This is a genomic window from Alicyclobacillus suci (assembly GCF_017329615.1).
GTDB lineage: Bacteria > Bacillota > Bacilli > Alicyclobacillales > Alicyclobacillaceae > Alicyclobacillus > Alicyclobacillus suci.
On sequence record NZ_JAFMTW010000021.1, the window covers coordinates 18622 to 38391 of the forward strand.

The 19770-nt window shown below is 52.4% G+C and carries 17 protein-coding genes; 1 reads left to right on the plus strand and 16 read right to left on the minus strand.

Features of this window, described 5'->3' with window-relative positions; all coding sequences use genetic code 11:
* Positions 1 to 11 precede the first annotated feature (11 nt).
* The 11 genes from fliD to J3482_RS11635 form a co-directional block, all read right to left on the minus strand.
* Positions 12 to 2777: a flagellar filament capping protein FliD gene (fliD, locus tag J3482_RS11585; RefSeq protein WP_206922453.1), complete on the minus strand. Its 2766-nt coding sequence runs from the start codon at positions 2775 to 2777 to the stop codon at positions 12 to 14.
* A gap of 95 nt (positions 2778 to 2872) precedes the next feature.
* On the minus strand, positions 2873 to 4627 hold the full coding sequence (locus J3482_RS11590) for a flagellin N-terminal helical domain-containing protein (RefSeq protein ID WP_206922454.1): 1755 nt from the start codon (positions 4625 to 4627) through the stop codon (positions 2873 to 2875).
* Positions 4628 to 4739: 112 nt separating this feature from the next.
* Positions 4740 to 5702: a flagellar hook-associated protein FlgL gene (gene flgL, locus J3482_RS11595; protein WP_146823901.1), complete on the minus strand. Its 963-nt coding sequence runs from the start codon at positions 5700 to 5702 to the stop codon at positions 4740 to 4742.
* Positions 5703 to 5734: 32 nt separating this feature from the next.
* Positions 5735 to 7597: a flagellar hook-associated protein FlgK gene (flgK, locus tag J3482_RS21545; RefSeq protein ID WP_146823900.1), complete on the minus strand. Its 1863-nt coding sequence runs from the start codon at positions 7595 to 7597 to the stop codon at positions 5735 to 5737.
* 15 nt (positions 7598 to 7612) lie between these two features.
* Entirely contained in the window at positions 7613 to 8098 is a 486-nt protein-coding gene (flgN, locus tag J3482_RS11605) for a flagellar export chaperone FlgN (protein WP_146823899.1), read from the minus strand.
* Positions 8099 to 8210: 112 nt separating this feature from the next.
* Positions 8211 to 8444, minus strand: coding sequence for a hypothetical protein (locus J3482_RS11610; protein WP_146823898.1), 234 nt, complete (start codon positions 8442 to 8444; stop codon positions 8211 to 8213).
* 80 nt (positions 8445 to 8524) lie between these two features.
* Positions 8525 to 9250, minus strand: a complete 726-nt coding sequence (locus J3482_RS11615; protein WP_146823897.1) for a sigma-70 family RNA polymerase sigma factor — start codon at positions 9248 to 9250, stop codon at positions 8525 to 8527.
* Positions 9251 to 9328: 78 nt separating this feature from the next.
* Positions 9329 to 9739, minus strand: coding sequence for a TIGR03826 family flagellar region protein (locus J3482_RS11620; RefSeq protein ID WP_223204216.1), 411 nt, complete (start codon positions 9737 to 9739; stop codon positions 9329 to 9331).
* 171 nt (positions 9740 to 9910) lie between these two features.
* Positions 9911 to 10693 carry a ComF family protein gene (locus J3482_RS21550; RefSeq protein ID WP_146823896.1) on the minus strand — a complete coding sequence of 261 codons (783 nt, stop codon included), beginning with the start codon at positions 10691 to 10693 and terminating at the stop codon, positions 9911 to 9913.
* Positions 10694 to 10767: 74 nt separating this feature from the next.
* A complete protein-coding gene (locus J3482_RS11630; protein WP_146823895.1) occupies positions 10768 to 12114 on the minus strand; it encodes a sensor histidine kinase in 1347 nt (448 codons plus the stop codon).
* A complete protein-coding gene (locus tag J3482_RS11635) occupies positions 12111 to 12839 on the minus strand; it encodes a response regulator (RefSeq protein ID WP_146823894.1) in 729 nt (242 codons plus the stop codon). Before J3482_RS11635 ends, J3482_RS11630 begins: the two co-directional genes overlap by 4 nt.
* 215 nt (positions 12840 to 13054) lie before the next feature.
* Here J3482_RS11635 and J3482_RS11640 point away from each other — a divergent pair, with 215 nt between their 5' ends.
* The gene (locus tag J3482_RS11640) at positions 13055 to 14374 is read left to right on the plus strand and encodes a helix-turn-helix domain-containing protein (RefSeq protein ID WP_146823893.1); all 1320 of its coding nucleotides are present in this window, start codon (positions 13055 to 13057) and stop codon (positions 14372 to 14374) included.
* A 32-nt stretch (positions 14375 to 14406) separates the two neighbouring features.
* Here the strand turns inward: J3482_RS11640 and J3482_RS11645 are convergent, their stop codons facing one another.
* The 5 genes from J3482_RS11645 to J3482_RS11665 form a co-directional block, all read right to left on the minus strand.
* Positions 14407 to 14817, minus strand: a complete 411-nt coding sequence (locus tag J3482_RS11645) for a glycosyltransferase family protein (RefSeq protein ID WP_146823892.1) — start codon at positions 14815 to 14817, stop codon at positions 14407 to 14409.
* 51 nt (positions 14818 to 14868) lie between these two features.
* Positions 14869 to 15522 (minus strand): response regulator, encoded by a 654-nt coding sequence (locus J3482_RS11650; RefSeq protein ID WP_146823891.1) that lies wholly within the window; start codon positions 15520 to 15522, stop codon positions 14869 to 14871.
* Between the two features lie 272 nt (positions 15523 to 15794).
* On the minus strand, positions 15795 to 16988 hold the full coding sequence (gene metK, locus J3482_RS11655) for a methionine adenosyltransferase (RefSeq protein WP_146823890.1): 1194 nt from the start codon (positions 16986 to 16988) through the stop codon (positions 15795 to 15797).
* A gap of 336 nt (positions 16989 to 17324) precedes the next feature.
* Entirely contained in the window at positions 17325 to 18080 is a 756-nt protein-coding gene (locus J3482_RS11660) for a WecB/TagA/CpsF family glycosyltransferase (protein ID WP_146823889.1), read from the minus strand.
* Between the two features lie 361 nt (positions 18081 to 18441).
* Complete coding sequence (locus J3482_RS11665) at positions 18442 to 19539, minus strand: bifunctional transcriptional activator/DNA repair enzyme AdaA (protein WP_146823936.1); 1098 nt, start codon at positions 19537 to 19539, stop codon at positions 18442 to 18444.
* Positions 19540 to 19770 lie beyond the last annotated feature (231 nt).

Genomic DNA, 19770 nt, shown 5'->3' on the forward strand with positions numbered 1-19770 from the left:
CCTCAAGTCGTTTAACTACTGGACCCACCCATCATCGACACAATGTACGATGATTGGGCGTTCACTGCCTCAATTGCAGATTCCATATTTGCATACTCCGTTTGATAGCGTTGTTGCAACTGCTGCAATTGTTGGTTCATCGCCGTGGCTTGGGAATCCATCGTCGACACTTGTTCTCCTAAGAAACTCGTATTCGCAGAATCCAGGCTGAATAAAGTCGTCAAATCGGCATTCGGGTCAATCAACGTATACGCGAGCAGGTTACTGTCATCCGTTGTCGAGGACGAAGAGGTCGCGTTCGCGTTCGGCCCGGTAGGGTCATACGTATCTCCCGTACCCGCTTGCTGTTGAATTTGAGTGATGCTGTTTGACGTAGTGGTATATAACTGTTTCGCAATCCCTGTACCGGATGAAGTAAACAAATTCATCACTGCAGTCGGATCCGCCTCGACCGCCGCCTGCAGTTGCGCTGTGTTGATTTGCAACAACCCGTACGTATTGTACCCGGAAGTCGTCACACCTGGCGCAGTGGCTCCACTGCTGACGCCATTCATCACGTCAATGGGTGAAATACCAATCGATGCGAGCGAATTAAGCGTCGTCTGTTGCCCATTGATATTGACCGTAGGCTGCCCAGGAACAGTCGAGCTAATGACGTTCTTAAGATTATTCATGACGCTGCCAAGCAGCTGATCATTCTCCAGCATTCCTGCTTGAGCCTTCTGATTCCACTCAGTAATCTGAGTATCTGTCATTTGCGATGCCTGCGCTTGCGTTAATGGCGCGTAATCGTAGTTTCTCGTCGTATTGTATTGTCCCTGCATATATTGCAAAGTCTCGTTGTACTGCTGCACGAAATTGGTGATGGCCTGAACGATAGCGTCCGTATTGGCGGAAACCGTAACGTTCACGGAGGAACTCGGTCCCGTTACCCCATTTAAATTAAATGTGATATTGTTGTAGGTCGCCTGATTTGACTGACTGGACGTGACATACCCGTTGACAGAATAGTACGCATCCGATCCCGTTTGCACACTCGTCGGCAATCCCGTGGACTCAATGGTTCCCAACATTGTGTCGGTCACTGAAGTCGTCGTCGGATCAACCGTCGGGTCTGTCACCGCGATACCGGAGTACAACTGCGTATCCTGTACATCCGTCGCGCCAGTGCCGGATACCGGAGCGGAGGCATACTCGTACGTGATGTCCAACGATTGCGAGCCATTCGACGTCGCCGTAGCCGTCACCACATTCCCGCTCGCGGTACCGGTAGCACCGCCGGTGAGCGCCTCGGCCACAGCCGTTGCAATACCAGACGGGGTCTGATTGTTCACATCAATCGCCGTAATGTTCGTACCGGTCGGCGCGGATTCAGTGGAACTATCATAAAATTGAATTGTCTGTCCCGCAATGGTCATCGAATCCCCGGCTGCCGGAACACTCGAAAATGTGATATTTTGCGTCGTCGGCGTACCAGAGGAACCCGAAGTGCCAAGCGTCTGTGCACCAAATGTCACGGTTGCATTGCTTGGCGTATATTGCGTCGTAAAGTTACCACTACTACCATACGACGTAGCATTCAAAATGACACTCGTTCCATTAACGACCGTCGCACTCAACTCATTCTCCAGCGTCGTATCGCTACCAATATCACTCGCCACAGCGGAAGCGACATCCTCAGGCGTTGTGACCGCACTCAAATCGATTGTGTAATCTGCCGTGGGTTTCGTCCCGGTCGTGCTATCGTAAAACGCAATCGTCTTCCCATCTACATTCAGCACATCACCTGCGGACGGCATTTGACTGAAATTCAGTGTCTGACTTGCCGTCGTAGCACCAAACAATTCCAACTGATGATTTGTCGCATCGTATGTAGCAGAAACACCTGTTTGTGATGACTGTGCGGTAATGAGACTCGCAATCTCACTAAACGACTGACCAGCCGTAAACGCGAACTTCGTTCCATTGATATCGACGGTCCCATCTTGAGTAGAAACGTCCTCTCCATTTTGCGTGGTGTAAGATGCGTCAATCACCATCGGTTGTGATGCTGACCCCGCTGCATTCGTCTGCGCCAGCCCAAACACATTGGAAAAGAGTCCCGCTGTGTCATTCGAGACCTCAATCTTTGCACCGGTCCCGGTCGACGTCGTCTGTAAGACAACTTTACCCGTATTAGTATCGTAGAATCCGGACACGCCAGCCGACGGGTGCGCATTGATTTGTTGCAAAATCGTATTAATTGTGGCCGTCTGCGGATTAAACGTGAACGTTTGACCATTCAGTGTAAAACTTTCACTAGTAGACTGACCAAAACTCGAAGACAGTTGGGCCAACGGTGTATCAGCGTATGAACTACTGGTCGACAGCGTCTTCGAAGACGAAACGGTTGCCCCAGACGCTAATTGGTATGTTTTCACACTGTACGAACCACTGGGAGACTGTGTGTTCGACGTCGCCGATACGAGCGAGCTATTACTAGATGACGTGGTGGTTTGCAAGAATGTGGATTGCAGTTGTAACGACGACAAATTACTCTTCAAATCGTTGAGCGTATTATCCACCCGTTGATAGCTAGCTTGTTTCCACTGAGTAATTTGGCGCTGTTGCAACAATTGAATCAAAGGCTCCTGCGCCGACTCCATCAGCCCTTGGATAATGCTATCCGTATCAATACCAGATGCGAGCCCTGAAATACCGCCCGTAAAATCAATTGCACTGGAAGAACTGCTGCTAGACGAGGAACTTCCACCTGATAAAGTACCAATGTATGTCAAGCCAGTCGCCACCCTTCGAAAGAATTCAAGTGTCGTAACTCAGGATGAGCCGGACGCGACGAATGCGCCCGGCCTCTGTTGGTGATACAAAGAAATCAGCTTAAAAGTTTGAGGACCAACTGTGGCTGTTGGTTTGCTTGTGCCAACATCGAAACCGCAGCCTGTTGAAGCACGTTGTCCTGTGTAAATTCAGCCATGGTCGAAGCCATATCCGTATCCGTAATGCCAGACTCAGCAGTCGTCAAGTTTTGCGAGGTAGACGACAAGTTGCTGATGGTGCTTTGGAGGCGGTTTTGTACGGCACCCAAGTTTGCCTGCTCGGTCGTGACTGTTTGGATGGCATTATCAATGGTGTTGATAGCTTTATCCGCACTATCCGTATTCGTGATATCAAGTGCCGCTTCCACATTGTTATTATCTGTGCCATCGTTGACATCGTTCACCGCACCATAGCCAGCCGTGCCAGCCGTGCTCGTAATTCCCAAAGCCTCAGCCCGCATGTCTCCGATTTGCAACGTCATCGTTTGACCCGTATTCGCGCCAATTTGGAACGTTAAACCACCGCCCTGGCTGCTGCTGCTTTGGTTAGCCAGACCCAAAAGTTGGGATGCATTGCTATCATCGAAGGATACCGAACTTGCGTCCGAAGTATTGCCACTTTCTACTTCGAGTTTCCCGTCTTTAACCCCTACTGTAACATGATCAACTTGACCAGATGACGGTACAGTCTGGTTATAAGCATCAATTGCATTGTTGAGGTCATCCTGAAGTTTCGAAGCGACATCAGTCATATCTGTGGAGGTGGTGTAGCCGCCTGCTCCGGTCTCCGCAAGGTTAACGTTAATGGATTTCCCATCAATCGTAGCAGTCAAGCTATCAGTGGGAGAAAGAGCGTTCAATTCTGCAGCACCAGTTACACTCAACTGTCCTTCGCTACCTGTAGCCTGAAATTCTGTAGCAGAGGTTGGAGCAGTGATACCGTTGAGTGCACTCCAGATATCATCTCCTGCTGCGTCAGCAGTAAATGATAACGTAGAGGTGTTACCAGATGTGCCAGAAGTGATTTGAATGCTACCATTTTGGCCGTTTGCATCAGCTCCCGGATCCGTCACCGTTACATGCGATATCGACGTGCCATTTTGTTTGTTGTAGGCGTCAATACCCGCATTGATATCAGATTGCAATTGTTTCGCCAATCCGTCGGTGTTGACGTTGGTACCGTCATCAAACGCTTTATACGTAGTTGGATCAGTATTAAAGGAAATATTTGCTCCATCTACAGAAATCGTTGCGGTACTTGAGGTTAGATTAGCAAAGTCACCTGTCGCTACAGGGCTGCCCGTCTCAATCGAAGCCGAAGTTGGGTTCCCAAGCGCCGAGCTAAACACTGCAGCATTCTGCGACCCCGAAGCTGTCTGTGAATCCAAGGAACCATCCAAGAGATTCTTAGTGTTGAACTGAGTGGTATTGCCAATGTTATTAATCTGGCTAGCCAACTGATTGAACTCAGTTTGCAGATCTGACCTATCCGAATCAGTAGTAGTACTATTCGAAGCCTGCACAGCCAATTGGCGCATCTGTTGAAGAATGCTCGTCGTCTGCGACAACGCGCCAGATGCAGTTTGAATCAACGAAATCCCATCTTGCGCATTTTGTGAAGATTGATTCAAGCCATTAATCTGCGCCTGCATCTTCTGTGAAATTGCGTATCCAGAAGCATTATCGGCTGCGCTGTTGATTTTCTTACCGGTCGACAGTTGTTGCAACGCGTTTTGCAGTGCATTGGAGTTGCTGTTCAATGCAGACAACGCGTTCATTGCGCCAAGGTTGTGGCCAATGGTCATTGCCATATCGGTTCTCTCCCTTACGGTTTCAACTTCAGCTACCACTCTAGTAGCTGTTCATCTAATACATCCGTAAATCCGGGTAAAACTTGCACACATCGACAACTTTTTCTTGGCTTTATTTCAGAAAGTTGACGAGCGTCTGAGGTAAGGCCTGCGCCCCCACTTCCAGGCTCGCCTCCTGAACGGCCATTGCCGAGTTCAATTGTGTCAACACAGTGGCCATATCGGCATCTTGAACGTTAGACAGCTGTTTGGTCACACTATCCGACAAGTTCGACATTCTGGTTTGCATCATCTCCGCTCGATTGATCAAAGACCCCACATTGGCCTGTTGCTGATTCATATTGTCAAGAACGGAGTCAATACCGGAAACCAAGTTACCTACTTGCGTCGTGTCACCATTGTTCAGTGCCGTATACAGTTGACTCAACAACGAAAACGCGTTCTGTGATGACCCGGAGGACGCCCCCGAGGAAGACGAGTCAGACGGTGCTGCTTGGAAAAAATCACTGCCCGATGCACTGACAGGCAAGGTTACACCATTGCCCAGACTCACATATACCTTGCCTGAATTCGTCACCTTCGTTGACGGATCTAAGTCTCCTGTCGCCTGATCAGGCGTGAGATTGGCCGCCTGCGGTGGATACGGAGGGGTATCCGTGTCCTGTCCATTGAAGATATATTGCCCGTTGTACTGTGTGTTTCCAATAGTGACCATTTGGTTATAAAGTTGTCCAACCTCCGCAGCGATGGCTTGCATATCACTTGGCGTTTCCGTGGAATTAGCGCCTTGCAGCGCCAAATCACGAGCGTTGCTGAGGAGATTTTGCGCTTCTGTCATCGTACTGCTCACAAAGTTGAGCTGAGCCTGTGCGTTTGTTGCGTTTTGTTCGTACTGCGAGTCAAACGACGTCTCATTCGTCAACTGAATCACCTGTTGAACACCAATAGGATCATCAGATGGCGCGTTAATCTTATGACCCGTCGCCGATTCGTTCTGAAGCGTACTCAATTGTTGATAGTTGTTCTGTATGTCGGACAGGATTTGACTACTCAGCATCCCCTGTGTTACACGCATCGAAAATCCCCACTCTCTATGAAAGTCAGCATTTAGACATTCTGCATCAATGCGGTCAGCATGTCGTTTATGGTCGAAATGACTTCCGCAGAAGCGTTATAGGCCTGCTGATAGCTAATCATGTTTGTCATTTCTTCGTCGGTCGACACGCCTGATACACTTTGTTGCTCATTGCTCAATTGTTGGACCAAACTAGTTTGGGTCGACACCGTATTGTTCGCTTGTTGACCCTGAAGGCCCAGTTGCCCTACCACCGAAGTCAGATAATCGCTCAATGTCCCAGTCAATTGGCTGGACGACGGCGTCACACCAGGAGCTGATGGACTTGGGAAGGACATTTTTGTATTCGCCATATTCGCAATCAAAGTGGCGAGCGAGCCATCACCAGACACCGCAACCGGTGGATTTGCACTGGAATCAGCGACTGTTGTTCCCGCTGCGAGATCAGACGCTTCCAACTGAACCGTGATGTTGGATGCTGAAATAGGCTGACCATCCGCAGTCACAGGTGTCGTAAACAGGGGTTTACCCGGTCCGTTCTCGGAGTAACCCAGTTGTAGGAGTTGATTGAGACCAACACCCACGATTGTCGTACCTTCCGGTAACTGCGACTGTCCATAATCACCGATTGTACTCTTCGTTCCATCCGGCAATACAATTTGAAGATTGTCCAATGCGGACGGCGTGCTTGACGTGATGTCCATGGCACCGTCCAAAGTCACCGACATCGCTCCCAACGTCGTCGTGATGCTGGTTCCAGAAGGGATGGTGTAACTACCATCGGGATTTGGCGTTAGCGTCTTTACGTAATCACTTAAGTTCTGATTGGAAGACCCAACTTCCATTGTGTTGTAAGGCGGACTGTTCACCGCATCACCAGGAATCGTCCAATCGCTTGTCAGTGTCGAGGTGCTAGGACCAGCCAAACTCTGAGCCAATACGTCCAACTCGTTCTGATAGCTTTGAATGTCGGCCAAAGAATCCTGATACCCCTGAATTTCCCCGCTTTGGCCGGAGAGAACCGACGTCCCACTCAACGTGGAGTTGCTCGTCGGGACAACTTCCAGTTCACCTTTACTCGAAATGGAAAGGTTACCCACAAGATTCGCCGGCGGCGTCGACTGACTAAAATCCGTTTGACTACCATCAATAATTGGGTCAGACATCCCCGTCAGCGTCAGCGAAAACTGGTCATAGGAAACGCCCCCAGCCGATGTCGTCGTAGTCTGCGTTTGGAAACTGACATATTGAGAAAGTTGATTGAGCAGTGCATCCCGTTGGTCCAGTAGACTATTTGGCTGCGCACCAGACTGCTGAACCTTTGCAATTTCATTGCTCACACTGGCGATTTGACTCAACAAACTGTTGGCCTGAGTCACCGAGTCAGACAAGGAAGACGAAACATTCGAGGAGAGCGAACTTAATTGATTGGCCGTTTGATTGATAACCTGCGTCAGCGTCTGTGCCGCATCGACGACAGCTGTACGGGAGCTAAGATCTGACGCATCTCCGCTCAACGTGTCCCAAGCCTGGTAAAATTGTTCAAGCGCATTAGAAATACCGGTACTAGACGGTTCATTGATGATCCCAGAAACCTGATTCAAGGTGGTTTGCTCCACAGTGGCTTGACTTAATAACGAGTTTTGTTGTTGGTACTGAGCATTTAAAAATTGATTCGTCACGCGCTGAACTTGGACAGCTTGAGCACCCTGCCCCACCATCACATCATTTCCACCCGGTATCTCGAGTGAGGGCATTTCACCTATGTCCACGATTTCACGCGCATAGCCAGGCGTATTTTCATTACCGATATTATTAGAAACCGTATTAATCCCCGCCTGCGCCGTCTCAAGACCGCGTAGCGAAGTCTGTAATCCAAGGAATGTTCCGAGCACGAGAACCCGCCCCTCTCAAGTTCTGACACTAATAAATCGACTGTACGGTAAAGTCGCTGAGCCATATGGCTTCGTCTGGGCGTTCTGCTGCAACATGGACAACACGAAATCGGAATATGCTTTTGCATGAAGCGCCAAGGCTTCGATTTCGTCCCGCAACTGAACAATCCCCTTCACAACTTGACGCAGCCTCGTTGTGACGAAAGCCAATTCTTCACGTATAGAAAGAAGAGATGGCAACTCTAATAACTTGTTTGCGGTTAGTGCCGTCGGGTCCAACCCTTCGACCTCTGCAATCTCACGCACAACGGCTTCCCGCCTCGATTCAGAGGCGGAGACTGAGGAGCACAGTTGTTGAATCTCGTCCAATATCGATTCCGCCGTCACCTCACGGCCCGCAATCAACAGTTTCTTATGTTGTTCCATCAAACAACAAATGCGTTCCTCGCATTCGAGCGTCTCTTTCAATACGTCAAGAAGGCGTGCGCTTAATTCCGGCATGATGTCCCTCCGGTCTATCCAATCAATCTAGTGGTACCGTCAAACAAGGAAATATGCACCATTTCGTCCAACCCGTGCGTCATTCCCACGCCCGGGCGCAACAAGCCCAAACTCACGCCTGCACGTCAATAAATGCACCCTTTTTCAACATGCTGTCTGCTAACGCGTTCAGATTCACAGGCTCGCCCGACTGCATTTTCGCCTTCAGTGCATCGAGACGCGCCTGGTTGGACGCGGTTTGCCCCGTTGTCTTCGCGCTCGTCTTGTTGTCAGCGCGCACATTTTGATTTTGCGCCGCATACGGTGCTTGCCCGCTACGCGACTGTATCGAATCGGATATGTTCATCCGCTTCACCCCCATCATGAGTCCATCCACAAGTATCTACGTCATTACATCGGAAACCGAAGCAAAAACTTGCACCGGCGTCAGTCTTCTTCGGCAAGCAGCTTTTGCAATGCAGACAATGCCTTTTTGTGTGTGCGAGAAACCTGCGACTCACTGAGGTCGAGCACGTAGCCAATCTCTTTGAGCGTCAGTTCCTCTTGGTAGTACAGGTAGAGCAATTGTTGTTCGCGCTGTGGCAACTTGGCGAGCGCGGCAACCAACAATTGCTTCGATTCGCGCTTGAGAAAGTGGAGTTCCGGTTGGCGGTCGGTGGTGGTGTCGGCGTGATCGAACGAGGAGCGCTCAGCGAGGTCTTCGAGCGACGCCCTATCGCGCATACCGATGTCAATCAACCAATGGTTCAACGTTTTCATCTCAATGCCAATCTCAGTAGCCAGTTCCGCATCTGTCGGCTCACGCATCAATTCTCGTACGAGCTTCTCCTCGGCGTCGCGAATCTTTCGGTACTTATCCCGAACCGCTCGGGGTTCGTTTTTATGACGCGCAATTTCATCCAGCATCGCCCCGCGGACAAACGGTTTGGCGTACGCCCCGAACGTACTTCCGCGGTTCTCCTCGAAAGAAGCGGCGGCCGTATAAAGGCCAAGGACACCTGTATGAACCAAATCCCCCATCTCCAACCCGACGAGAGTCGCTCGTGGTGCGAGACTCGACGCCAGGCTGTAGACGAGCGGCAGGTGTGCCTCAATGCGGTCGCTCTCCTGCTGCTTATCCCATGTTTGATATGCTTGATATGCCATACTCATGGCTTCATCAACCTCTATGTTTATTCAAAATTCTATATCCGAACAGGCAAAGCTGATACGCGTTCAATGACACACACATCAATCAAGTCGTCCCACGTCATTTCGGCTATAAAAACCTTTACCAGACTTCGTCTGCGCGTTTTTCGCCCGGAGTTCTGCGCTCGCCGCACTCAAGCTGCGCGCCAGTTCTTGCGTACAACTCCCACAGAAGCGCCCTGATTGAGTCGGCTTGCCGCAGCGCTCACAAGCGTACGACATATTTGGATGATTTCTGAGAATCAGCCGCCCATCACGAATCATATCGACAATAATCTCGTATTCGACATGTGTGCCTTCGGCCACCTCCGCGATATTGGCAAGTTTGTTTTTGCGCAAAAAATTCCGGATTTCCGTGAGCATCCTATCTTCCTCACGGATGCAGTTGGGGCAGATATCGCGGCCCACTCGGTTGTACATCCGCCCACATCGTTTACAGTTTGTTATCGGCACTGTCCATTCCTCCCGCTGCCGCTATTATATCTGCAAAAAATGTCGGGAAACATCGAAGAATCGTAAATCGTTGTCGTTTCGTCACACAAATGGAGTCGACATGTCAGATCAATCTCTGAAAAAGACTAATTCGCCATCCCCCTAGTCCAATCCCTGCTGGACATGGCAAGCTTAGAGAACTCGAGCAATCACGATGGCACACACAGATACTGCACCAGCATGGTACAGTCGCTCGGCACAAGCGGCGAGGGTCGCGCCCGTAGTGACAATGTCGTCCATCAGCAACACGCGGGATCCGCGAACAGAAATTTGCTTATTGTGTTCATAAGCCCGCATCAGGCCTGCCTGCCGATCAGCTCGCGTCTTGGCCGTCTGCGACTGGGTAAAGCCTGAGCCACTTGTTTGAACGCGAACTAAAGCCGGCGCCGTGCGAAGCGCCAGGTGGCTTGTGGCGTGTTCAAGCAGGAGCCGGACGTGATTGTAACCGCGTTTGCGCGTTCGCTCACGCGTGGAAGGAACCGGCACGGCGACATCAAACGCAAGCGATTCCGTTTCGGTGAGGGCGTCGAGCGTCTGGGCGGCCATCTCGCTGAACCACTGGGTCAACTCAATGACACCGTCGTATTTCCAAGCACGGATGAGATTTCGGATGAAGTGGTCATATGGAATGCAACTGTAGACGTCAAGCGGACGCTTCGGGGATTGAAGCTGCAATTGTTGGTGTGCTGGCTGTGGCGCGCAACCTTGCGCGTCCTGTAGACAAAAGAGACACATCTGGCGCTTGTCCCGATGTGCCTTCGCATGCGAATGTTTGTATGTCGTCGCAACGACAGGTGCCTCGACGACGGGACGCCCACAAAGTACACACAACGTTTCATCGGTCGGAAACACCCAATTGAGCATCACGTTGCTCAATTGACGCAAGCGATACCGCCACGCGATGCGCTCGTTCACTGTGCACGCACATCCTTTCGTCGCCGTCGAGACGCGACGGTTTCACAAACGCGTACCGCCGACGATAGGCCTTATCACTTGATGCCAAATGGCAAGTTGACGATATTCGTATCCAGGCGCGACAGGGTGAACCAGAAGTCGCTGCCTTCCCCCTCGACACTGTCGACGCCGACCTCGCCGCCAAGCGCCGTTACGATGTGCTTGACGATGGCAAGTCCCAGCCCCGTACCGCCCGATGCGCGGCTGCGATGTTTTTCAACGCGATAAAAGCGCTCGAATACGCGATTTAAAGATTCTTTCGGAATGCCTGATCCGTTATCGCGGACATGGACTTTCACTCTGTCGATGAGCACATCCCACGTCACCGTCACCATACTGCCATCTGGTGAATAATGGATGGCGTTGGCAAGCAGGTTCAGGAAGACTTGCAAGAGCATGTCCGGATCAGCCCAGACATTCACACGCGGCACGTGCTCCAAGCGAAGTTCAATGTGGCGAGCCGTAGCCGTGTGACGCACGCGTTCGAAAGCCCTATCGACAATCGATTGCAGGTCGACAGAAATAGGTTCGACGCGACTATCTGTCGCCTCCAACTTCGAGAGTTCCAGCAAATCTTGCACGAGATTCCCCATGCGTATCGACTCGTCGTAAATCGTGCGCAGGAACTTCTGGCGCATGGAATGGTTCACATCCTGCGCAGGGGCCGCATTGGATGCCTCCTCCTCTTCGTCAAGGAGCGTCTCAGCAAACCCGCGGATGGCCGCAATCGGCGTTTTCAACTCATGTGAAACATTGGCGACAAATTCACTGCGCATATGTTCCAGACGCCGCCACTCGGAGACATCTGTCACAAGCATCAGCACATCGTGTGCGTGGTCTGGACGGTTTTGCGTGCGCGCACTCGATAAGATAGGCACTAATCGGATACGCACCGTCGTCCCCTCGCGAATCACCAACTCGTCCGTCCATGGCGTGCCAAAGAGCAAAGCGTGATCAACCGCCGCACCCAGATGATAGTTGCGGAACACAGTCCAGTGATCTCTGTCACGCCATTGCTCAACAGGCCGCCGAAACAAGCGCGCCGCAGCCTCATTGACCATTTGCACCTCGCCGTCACTGCGCAAATAGATGACGCCCGTCGTCATGTTCTGCAGAATGTGGCGCAACAAGTCGCGCTCCTGCGACATCTCCTCAAACGTTCGCTCGACGTGCTCACTCATGCGGTTGAATGCGTCAAACACCGGCATTTCCGCACCGGGACTTCGATACGGGTACATACGCACGTCGTGACGACCCGACCCAATCGCTTCAAGCGAATCAATGAGGTGCTGCCGCGTCGCTTTCGTCGAACGCGCGCGCAACCAGAATGGAATTACCATTACCAACAGGCCAACGAGGAAACCAATAAAAAACGTCGTCATGAGGTAGTCGCAGCCTCGGTAAATTTGTAGCCAATCCCCCGCACTGTACGGATGTACATCGGGTTTTTCGAGTTTTGCTCAATCTTCTCGCGCAAATGAGAAACATGAACGTCGACAATGCGCGTGTCCGTCGCGCTACTGTAGCCCCAAACGCGGTCGAGCAATTGGTCGCGAGAGAGGACATGCTCTGGGTTCTCCATAAAATATTGAAGCAACTCGAATTCCTTCGGCGTGAAATCCATTAGTTCACCACCGACGCGCACCTCGTGGCGAGACACATCGAGCGCGATGTTGCCCACCCGCAGAATCTTCTCCGGTTTCACAGTCGTCTTCGCCGTTTGCTCCACCGCAGACGTCTCACTGCGCCGCAACACCGCGCGAGCGCGGGCGACCAGTTCGCGCGGGCTAAAAGGCTTAGTCACATAGTCGTCAGCGCCCAACTCGAGGCCAAGTACGAGGTCGACTTCCTCGTCGCGCGCAGTCAATAGGATAATTGGCACGGAAACTTGTTCCTGACGCAATTTGCGGCAAATTTCCATGCCGTCCATGCCTGGCAGCATCAAATCGAGCACAACTAAATCAAATCTGTCCGCTCTGGACCGCAGAATATCATAGGCGGCCTTCCCATCTCCGACGGCTTCTACATCAAAGCCAGAGCGCTGAAAATTGTATTCCACCAATGTACGGATAGATTCTTCGTCGTCGACAATTAGAACAGTTGGCACTGGCGTTCCTCCATATCAGTGTTTCTACGCGTATTGTACCGAAGACACGCCTAGAGGTTCTAGTGTGGTTTTGTAAAGATTTTTTCCAAACCACCACAGATATACGACAGATAATTGAAAAAACACGGAGTGACGAAAAATAGATGGATAGCTTGTCAAATGACGCGTGCTGTGTGAACATAATTAATGAATTTGTCAGAATTGGGTGATGACCAATGACTATCGGAGAGAAAATTCGAGAGATTCGAATAAAGCGGGGCCTCACGCAGTCTGACCTGGGTGGAGATCTCGTGACCCCAAGTATGATCAGCCAGATTGAAGCGGATAGAGCAAAGCCTTCCTACCCACTACTGATGGAAATCGCCAATCGGTTAGGCATGCCCGTGGAGTATTTCATGAATGAAATGGATGATCAATTTCTCTTCAACGCCCGACTCACCATCGCGACCTATCAATCAGCTATCGGCGACGCAGTGGCCGCACGCGAGCAACTAGAGTCGATTCAGTCGGCGCCGGAGCAAGGCTTAACGCACCAAGAGTATGTCCTTACACTGGCTCAAACCTACCGGAAGCTCGGCCAGTATCACGAAGCAACAGGCCATCTCGAACACCTCCGCGAACTGGCGTACAGAACACAGGACCAGCGCCTGCTGTTTTTCGTCTGCAAGGAGTCGGGTTACGTCGAAGCAGGGCTCACGAATGTCGACGGTGCGATGCACGAGTGGTCGCGGGCGCTTGAAATCGGCCATGCGCTCCGCCAGAGCAACGCGATGGCCAACATGGATTTGATTGTATTGATGACAGAAATTATGTTGCAATTGCAGCAACTCATAGAAGATCATCCAGGCCACTTTCCGAACCCAGGGAACTATCTGCAACAGGCCCGCGCATTGACGGCGGAAACGCCTGATTTGCGTTCGGTGTGTGATCGCCTTGTGGCCGACGCATTGGACTGTATCACAAGTGACCCCGCCCGAGCCAAAATCCTGGCCGACAAAGCGAATACCCTGTTCACCTTCTCCCGACTCGTCGAGCATGTCGTCGTGATCCAAACGCGTCTCTCAGATATCGAGGGAGACAGCATCGAGCGTGACCCATGGCAGCAAGCTGCACTCGCCATGACATCTATCTACCCAGATGCGTTCCTCGTGACAGCGTGCGAACAAATTGAAAAATTACTCGCGTCAGGCCAGTTCGATCACGCCGAACACCGCGCCAAACAAGCCCGCGAAGTATTGCGAGCCTTAGCGAATTATCACTCACAACGAGATTTGGCCGAAAACACCATCCGTCTGGAGATCATTGATGCCCAACTAGCTGTCATTCGCGGCGATATTCAAAGCGGTATTGACCGACTCAAGCCGCTCGTCGACGATTATCCCCCATCCGCCGAGACAAAACACCGCATCCGCGCCTGTGCACTGCTCGTCCTCTGGTATGGGGAACTTAGCGAGACGGACTGGGTCATTCATTACTGCCGACAAATGGAGCGCCTGATGGCACCACAAACGTCACAAACCCCGCTCTACCTCTGAGCGGGGTCGCTTGTCTCGGTCAATTTCTCGCCTTAGCGGACGATGGTGGTCAACCCTTCGTCCCGTTTCACTTGGTAAATGCAACGAATGGCACCCGCTGATTCTCCATACCTCCCCGCTATGGTTAGCGCTTCATCGAGCGTTTGTGCACATAACATATCAAGCGGCAAGCCCTTGCGCGCCATCCGCTCTGCAATGGCGAGGGTTAAATCTGTGGAACCGGCATCGACGAGACACACGTACGTCGGGTACGCGATGGATAGGCACTTGTGGTGAATCCGCCGAAGCACCATCTCAATATCTCGTTCCGCATTTTCAGTGACGATGATAAAGTACACAGATTTCCCTTGTTCATGGTTTTTCACAAGCCACCCCCACAACTGCCAGGCGATGACGAGAACCCCATATACGGCAAACGCCGCAACGACCATTAGTGCCCACACAAGCGTCACCCCCTGCCACAACATATGTGGGAAGAGGTGACGGCGGCACCGTCAGAGATTGACCCAACGGTGCCGCAGGGCATGCAATGATGCCTGCGCCCTATCGGGGACATTCAGTTTTGCGAGAATGTGCGACACGTGATTCTTCACCGTCTTGACGGAGATGTGTAAGTCCTCCGAGATTTGCTCGTTGGTCCTCCCCTTTGCCATCTCGCGAAGCACATCGTATTCGCGAGCGGTCAAAATCTCCTTCCAAGACTCGTTGAGACGACTCATCTGGGCAACAGCGTTCAATAGAATGGGTGTCACTTGCGGGTGAACCATCGCGCGGCCCGCCGCCACCTCTCGAATCGCCCGAACGATATCGTCTGCCGCGCCGTCCTTCACCAAGTACGCCGACGCACCATAACGAAGACTTTGCATCACCACATCTTCGTCATCGTGCATCGTGAGCATGATGACTTTTGTATCAAGCGGTCGCTGATTCAACATCCGGACCGTCTCAATGCCGTCCATCACCGGCATATTGACGTCGAGCAGCAAGATATCCGGCTTCATGTCGCCAATTTGCTCTATGACTTCACGGCCGTTCTTCCACAATGCGACGACAGCCATGTCTGGTTCATACTCGACGATGTCCCGAAGCATCACCCGAAACGCTTCATTGTCTTCTGCAATCGCAATACCCCACACACGTTCCTGCACCAGGCCGACCACTCCTTTTATGTATATTTCGGACCGGCTACATTACAGGATAACAGGAATCGACAAATGATTCACGAGGACTTCTGGAAAAAGCGAGGCTTTTTTGCACAAAAAAAAGGGCGCCAGCACCATATGGCACTGACGCAAAACATGGGGTAAGGGTGATGCTATAATGTTCGTCCTCCCCCACGACGATGTGGGGGTCGTCCGAAAAAGATTTTAGATTTTTTATCGTCCAAAATGCACTGGGCAACACCCTACAGTTGACGCTCTCAGTTAAACGCCGCCGCACGCGCCGTCAGCGCGTCCACTTTGTCCGTGCGTTCCCATGGAAGCTCGACATCCAAACGTCCGAAGTGACCGTAGGCCGCGGTTTGACGGTAAATTGGGCGACGCAGGTCGAGATCGCGAATGATAGCCGCCGGGCGCAAATCAAATTCCTCACGAATCATCTTGACAATGGCCTCGTCCGAGATACGACCCGTACCGTAAGTATCGACCGCGATGGACACCGGTTGGGCGACACCAATCGCATATGCCACTTGCACTTCGCACTTGCGCGCCAAGCCAGCAGCCACGACGTTCTTCGCGACGTAGCGGGCGGCGTATGCACCACTGCGATCAACCTTCGTCGGATCCTTCCCTGAAAACGCCCCGCCACCATGCCGCGCATAACCACCGTAGGTGTCGACGATGATTTTACGACCGGTGAGTCCAGCGTCGCCCTGCGGTCCGCCGATGACAAAACGTCCGGTCGGGTTAATGAGGTACTTCGTATCTGCGTCCAAGAACGCTTCTGGCACGATAGGTTTGATGACGTGCTCCTTAATATCCCTCTCCACTTGCTCGAGAGACACTTGCTCGTCGTGCTGGGTCGAGACGACGATGGTGTCCACACGCACGGGCTTGTCGCCATCGTACTCAATGGTAACCTGGGTCTTCCCGTCTGGGCGCAAATAGCTGAGCACGCCGTCTTTGCGAACCTGCGACAGGCGGTGCGACAGGCGATGTGCCAAAGAAATCGGAAGCGGCATGAGTTCTGGTGTCTCATCGCACGCAAAGCCGAACATCAACCCTTGGTCGCCAGCGCCAATTTCGTCGATATCCGAGTCACTCAATTGACGGATTTCCAAGGCCTTATCCACGCCCTGGGCAATGTCTGGGCTCTGCTCGTCAATCGAGGTAATCACCGCACAGGTATCGGCGTCGAAGCCGTACTTCGCACGCGTATAACCAATATCGCGAATCGTCCTGCGAACGATTTTTGGAATGTCGACATAGCAATTCGTCGTAATCTCACCAGCCACCATAATCAGGCCGGTCGTCGTCGCCGTTTCGCAGGCGACACGCGCGTTGGGATCATATGTTAAAATCTCATCTAGCACTGCATCCGAGATTTGGTCACAAATCTTGTCAGGGTGTCCTTCAGTTACGGATTCCGAGGTAAATAAACGTCTTTGCCCCAATCTGGTACCTCCTTTAGTTTCAAGCCGCCGATTATCGCCTACGGTTGTTTAAGGACAACCCTAAAACAGTCGCTGCTTCCTCCGACGCTTGTCCGATTGCAAAACAAAGCTATCGTAGTATAAAGCCAAAGTTCAGTCAATCATTTTTGACATCTTGTCGAAAAATACCGAGGGTTCATTGGCACGCCGAAACTCCATGGATTGACGATAGCTAGAGCCGCCAGAGGCGATACGCAGCACAGGCCGGTTAGCGGACGTTCGCCGGAGAACTGACCACGCACCTCGGTTTAGCGTGACTGCCCGATGGGTGCCATTTTGGAAATTACCGGGTGTTCGTCAACTCCGCCCCGCACGCCCCCGCATTACCCGCAGCGCAAATCGCGGCAAGGCCATCTGCCTGCGAAGGCGGCTAGGCTGCGTCATCAATCGATAGAGCCACTCGACGTTCAATCTCCGAAACACTGCCGGTGCTCGTGCGACAGTGCCGCCCCATACGTCGATAGAACCGCCGATGCCGATTGCCACGCATGGCTGTAATCGCCCTAACACGCTGCGAATGAACTGCTCTTGTCTTGGCTGCCCCATTCCGACGAGGAATAGGTTTGGCTCAAACGCCCGCACCTGCGCCACGACGTCGCCCACCTGCTCAGCAGTGAAGTACCCGTTTCTCCCTGCAAATTCAACGCCCGGAAACCGTTCCCGCAACACGCGCAGGCACGCTTGCAACGAATCCTCCGACGCGCCCAGTAAAAACACTCGCAGTGGCTGTTTGCGCGCATGCGCCTCTTCAAGCAGCGCCAGTACCATTTCCACACCCGTTACGCGTTCCGGCACTGGCCGTCCGCTTCGCGCTGCTGCCCAGACCACACCAATGCCGTCCGCCGTCACAAGATCTGCCGAGTTGACGAGTTGTTTTAAGGATTCGTCTGCTAAGCAGTGCATGACAAACTCCGGCCCTGCTGTGACCACCATGTGATGGTGTCCATCCTGCACCCAATACAGAATTTTTTCGATGGCTTGTCCCATGGTGACGCGGTGAAACCGCACGCCTAGCACGTCCACCATATCTTCTGCGAGCAACTGAGTCGACAAAGTCTTTGCCTCCGTTATCGGTTATCCGTTATGCCAATGGTTCGTCCTTCATCATATCACGATGACGCAAGGCGCGTCGCGATGGGGGACGATGCGGTGGGCGATGTTTTGCGCTGCCAAGATGGGGGGCTAAGGTGATGGGGACGGCACGCGGGCGTGCGGCGGTGCACGGCGACAGCGGGCGTCCACGCAAGATGTGCAGGAACTAAGACAAATTTCTCCCGAGCATTGCATTAAAATTAGTCAAATTGAAGAAACAGGTTGCCCTGTCCATCAACGACGTGTTGCGCAAATTATCCGTACTGTCGGGACTAAGAAGGCCACACAGCATTAAAGCGGATAACCTTGGTTGACTGATCCCCTAAGCGTCCCGACCAGACCCCACCGAACGAGACCGGGTCTCATGCTCCAGTAGCCACTGTTTCCGCGCCAGACCGCCACCATATCCACCGAGCGTGCCATCTTGCTGGACCACGCGATGGCACGGTATGACAATGGCCAACTGATTAGATCCATTAGCTCGCCCCACCGCGCGCACTGCCGCAGGATGGCCGATGGCGGCTGCGATATCGCTGTACGATCTCGTCTCACCCTGCGGAATGTTTCTAAGCTCATCCCATACATGCTGTTGAAACGGTGTGCCTAACACGTGGACAGGCGTGGTAAACGAGGCCAACGAGCCCGCAAAGTACGACGACAACTCGCGTTCAATCATATCGATTGGCGATGTACGGCCAGGAATCACTGCACATTTGGTCCGCTGTCGAAGTCGTTCAATTTCACGCTCGAGCCCGCGCCGGTCCACAAATTCCAGCAAATACAGTCCTTCTTCGTCCGCAATGGCCAGCATCGGTCCAAGCGGCGTATCGAGCCAGTGTGCGAATAACACCCTCCCCGTCTCAATACGCGATGGCGGCGTTCCCATGATGCGTGAAAACGCGTCGCGGAAACCACTGCCTGATTCATAACCTGCTTCAAGTTGCGCTTCAATCACAGATTCTCCCCTGCGAATTTCCTTCATCGCAATCCCCAGCCTCCTCGCACGCGCGTACTGCACGAACGTCATACCGAAACGCTTGCGAAATTGCCGGCGAGCGGTCGACGCATGCACGGACAACGCTTCAAAGTCGGCATCGGTCCATCGCTTTTCCGGATTTCTCTCGACTGCTTCGACAAGCGTCTCAACGATACCAGCCACCTTGCCCGGATGTGACAGCGGCTCACACCGTTTGCATGGCCGATATGAGGCCAGCAAAGCTTCTTGAGCCGCACGAAAGAACTCACAATGTTCAAACTTGGGCTTGCGCGCCGGGCAGGTCGGTCTACAGAAGATCCCGGTGGACGTGACGCCGACATAAAATACGCCTTCGTAATCTGAACGCCGCTCGATGAGCGCCCTGTAGTACTCCCACTGCTTCTGAGTCGAAATCGGTTCCTTCGTACTGTGAACGTCTGCCATAAGCCCCATACCGCTCCTCCATAACTCGTGATGGTATCCACCCTCATACTAACGTACCACCCACACGTACAGCACCGAAAATTGAGCAGGTATTTTTCCGCTTGCATCGATGAATATGAATACGTCGAATGTTACGGTGCATCTCCGCTGCAGAGCAACACGCTCCTATTTGTACAATTGATCCGTCCCTGTGATCCGTCCCTGGTTCACCGGAAACCCGGTCGATGGCGG